At 43.1% G+C, this 3,953-nt stretch carries 4 protein-coding genes; all 4 read right to left on the bottom strand.

Annotated elements, in window-relative coordinates; genetic code table 11:
- A partial coding sequence (gene ribB, locus WBA23_RS21355; RefSeq protein ID WP_424584311.1) for a 3,4-dihydroxy-2-butanone-4-phosphate synthase occupies window positions 1–904 on the bottom strand: 904 nt, incomplete at its 3' end.
- A 150-nt stretch (window positions 905–1,054) separates the two neighbouring features.
- Window positions 1,055–1,438 carry a DUF3037 domain-containing protein gene (locus tag WBA23_RS21350; RefSeq protein WP_424584310.1) on the bottom strand — a complete coding sequence of 128 codons (384 nt, stop codon included), beginning with the start codon at window positions 1,436–1,438 and terminating at the stop codon, window positions 1,055–1,057.
- A complete protein-coding gene (locus WBA23_RS21345; protein WP_424584309.1) occupies window positions 1,416–2,207 on the bottom strand; it encodes a HipA family kinase in 792 nt (263 codons plus the stop codon). Before WBA23_RS21345 ends, WBA23_RS21350 begins: the two co-directional genes overlap by 23 nt.
- Window positions 2,208–2,263: 56 nt before the next feature.
- Complete coding sequence (locus WBA23_RS21340) at window positions 2,264–3,736, bottom strand: glycosyltransferase (protein ID WP_424584308.1); 1,473 nt, start codon at window positions 3,734–3,736, stop codon at window positions 2,264–2,266.
- Between the last annotated feature and the right edge of the window lie 217 nt (window positions 3,737–3,953).

Here is a 3,953-nt window from a genome sequence, read left to right as displayed (position 1 = left end):
GAATATTGCCGCCAATACCTCCTTGGTTCATGTAAAGTATAACTCCCTTTTCCTGTTGATCTAAAATTTCAAGTGAACGCTTCAGTACATTAAACTGATTACTCATTAACGTCCCAAATATATCTTCGAACAGGTTAGAAGAATGCACTCGTACTGTAACTACTTCATCGTTCTGCCACTGGCCTTTTACGAAGGCTAGATGTACTTCATCGGTAGACAATTGGGTGTAAGCGTATAACTGTAGGTGACCAAACGTAGAATCCAGCGGTACGGAGGCTTCCCGCCGTATTAGGCTGTCATGCTGTAAGCGATACTGAATTAGGTCTTGTATAGAAACTAACTTTAATCCGAAGCGATCCGCTACTTTCCTAAGATCAGGCACTCGAGCCATACTTCCGTCTTCATTCATTATTTCTACTAACACTCCTGCCGGTGAAAGCCCCGCTAAGCGAGGTAGATCAATAGCAGCCTCAGTATGTCCCGCTCGTCGCAGCACTCCCCCATTTTTTGCTTTTAGTGGGAAAATATGTCCCGGACGGGCCAAATCATCAGGGTGGGTGGTAGTATTTACTAATGCCTGAATTGTTTTGGAGCGATCGGATGCTGAAATTCCAGTAGTGCAACCATGGCCAATGAGGTCTACTGAAATAGTGAAAGGGGTATCGTAATGCGAGGTGTTCCGCCCCACCATTAACTCTAATTCAAGCTCCTCACACCGATTTTCAGTCAGAGGTACACAGATAAGCCCTCTACCATGAATCGTCATAAAATTCACGATTTGTGGGGTAATTTTTTCAGCAGCGCATATAAAGTCGCCTTCGTTCTCACGATTTTCATCGTCGACTACAATAATTATTTCGCCTTGTTTAATGGCATCTATAGCACTGGGTATTGAGTCTAGCATAACATCTTTCTCCTACGGCAAATCTAATCAATTGGGTACCACTTTTCTATTTATTATTCATTTGAAGAGTGTTATGTTTAACATAACATAAGTTCCGTAACTAAATTTTATTCTTGATATTCATTTTATAATCTAAGAAACGAGGGGCAACTAAAGCACGTAACCCTTAAATAGACTAGTAACTACTTGTGTTGGGTCTGAACAAAGGCCGGGGTGTACTTTAGAGCTTTGTATAATAGTACTCCGAGTAGCGGTCAACCAACGGAATCTATTCGCTTGATCAAGTTGAGCGATTGGTTGATTGGGTGCTTCTCCCCTACATATAACATCCCAGGCATCTAAATACTGTCTTAATTCCGCAAGGTCTACTTCTGATGAAAATGCTTGTAGTCTTCGGGTATCAATCTGGTACTTCATCTGCAGAAATCGCTTGCTCTTACTAAAGACAATAACGCCCACATTTAAAAATTCCTCACGCTCTACCTTAGGCACGTAGCGGATAAACGCATACTCATACATGTGCTTTTCGGGCATCAGTAGCTTCTTTAGCGAGTAAGTCAATATTAGCAAGTCTAGCTATTAAAACCTCAGAGTACATTTCTCGTCTTTTCTGAGAAGTAGTTGGATCAGATTCTTCTAATAACCATTCATCGGGAATTACAGCGAGAATACTTTGGACAACTTTAGGTGAAAGTGACTTTTCTATCTCTATTATAGCTTGATCAAGTTGATTCGCTCGGTGAAGCAGAACATGATCTTTTACTAATGGAAAAGTACGCTGACTGTGGTCTTTCCAGTTTTCCCACGAATGATGGAAGTACAGGCTGGCTCCGTGATCGATTAACCATAGTTCCCGGTGCCAGTTTAGTAAGTTAGCGTTTTTGTAGGTACGGTCTACGTTGGAGATAATGCTATCAAGCAGTACCACTTTTGAAGCAGTGAGTGGGTCAGCCACCGACACTAGCGGATCGTAAGTGATCGCTCCTGAGAGGTAGTGTAACCCTAAATTCAGTCCAACACTGAATTTTAGCAAATCTTGAATTTCTTCGTCAGGTTCAGTCTTGCTGAACGAATCAGCCAGGTTCATGAAAACTATCTCTGGCACTTTTAGTCCAATGGCGCGCGCTAGCTCTCCGCCAATCAGTTCTGCCAGTAGAGCCTTCTTTCCCTGCCCCGCGCCGCGAAACTTCAGCACGTACAAAAAACCATCATCTGCCTCTACGATTGCCGGTAATGATCCGCCTTCACGTAAGGGTTGCACGTATCGAGCTACGTCTACCGTTCGTATCTCAGGTTGATTCATACGCCTAAGATAACATATCCATCAGTTTTTCAGCTATGATGCTATCATCGTACAGATTATGACCGAACTTCAGCCGGTAAAACCTTATGAAAAACGTTCAGCCAACTGGTGAGCTGCTGAAAGATCAAAAAGTGATCGAGTACTCGTTTCTCAGCACTAAAGCTCATTTCTTCAACTAATTTAGGATTACTGAGCAACTCTTCTAAGTAGTAAGCTACTTCGTTGGGATCTTCCGGATGATGAAGCAGACGTCCATCTATATGATTCCGTACTTGGTTGCGTAAACCACAAGCACTACTTGTAAGTACGGCAATGCGTTTGCCCATTGCCTCGGTAGCCGTTAGTCCAAACCCTTCTTGTAATGAGTTCTGTATTACTACGTAGGAACTACGTTGTAAAGCATTCACAATCAAGGCGTTCTCTTTGGGAGAATTCATCGGCAGGGTAAGTATTACCACATCTTCTTTTAGTTCGTTTGGTAATTCAACGTAAGCCTCTATTAGTTTTTGCAGTACCTGCTTCCCTTCGGGATCATCAGCCACTGAAGCGGGATCAGGCCCAGCTAGTACGAGACGAGCATTTCGGATGCGTTCATGGGCCCGATCTTTCGAGTCTTTGGGGGTACGCTGTTTTAGCTCCACAAACCCTTCCATTAAGCTAAAAAATCCTTTAAGCTTATCCCAGCGAGAAACTTGGGTAAGAATGGGACGAAACAGTAGGCCAATGTCGGTTCCGTTTTGGACGGGACCAAACGTACCGTTGGGCTGTATACGTTCAACTTGGTGTTGATAGTGAGGGTAAAGGTGGGGATTAGAGGATGTGAGCAAGCCCGCATTATTCAAAATACCGGTCAGCTTGTGCAGTGAGAGCGGGCGGTTCTTATGCGATAGTGGGTCAAGGCTCGGGTGAATCATGGTAACATTACCCGATAATCCTTCGGGAATGTACTCAGGACTTGAGAACACAAAGTGATCGTAGTGCTGTAAATAGGGCGACAAAAATGACCAAACCATATCAGTACTTGGATTAGAGAAATCAAGCCCAATGTGGCAACGCCATATAGCTGTTATATCTACGAGTTTTTTTACTTCCTGCACCATTCCCGCTGGTTGAGGATCGTGAAAAACTACAATATCATTCTTCTGCACATACTTCGCCAGTTGTTGAGCGTTCACTTTATTTATCCGCTCGTATAATGCTATATCTTTCGCTGTGATCTCAGCACCCGGTTGACCATGAATAAGGTTGTGAACGTTTTTGGTTAGCGTAAAGAAATCTTGTTCATCAGTTTCCATCACCAGCCAATCAGCTTGTAAACCTAACTGACGTAACATACTAATCATTCGGGGTAACATCTCGGCTACTCCGCCCCCGTGTTCAGTAGAGTTGATCATCCAAATTTTACGGTCTTTCAATGAGCGCTTGAGAAGCAGTGCTTCATTGTAAAAGGCGTTGAAAGCAGGCACAAGAGTAGCGTAAGAACGGTAGTCGTCTAACTGTACGCCTTCTTTTATATTTACTTGGTACATGAGGTGAGGGTAAGAGGTTTAGTATTGTTGTAGTGTAGGTTTATTTAACTAATAAAGAATTCTTCAGTAGCAACCCTACGGTTGGCTGACGACTGCTTTAATCATTAGCTATTGCGCCAAAGGTCAGTTTCTTCACTCAGACGAAGGATGATGTTAGTTAGGTTTGCGTATGACATTAATCATAGCGGTAATCAATACGCTCCGAATAATATCAGTT

Origin of the sequence: Tunicatimonas sp. (assembly GCF_049647865.1) — a bacterium.
In the GTDB taxonomy this organism is placed as follows: Bacteria; Bacteroidota; Bacteroidia; order Cytophagales; family Cyclobacteriaceae; genus Tunicatimonas.
This window is presented reverse-complemented; position numbering and strand designations above follow the sequence as displayed.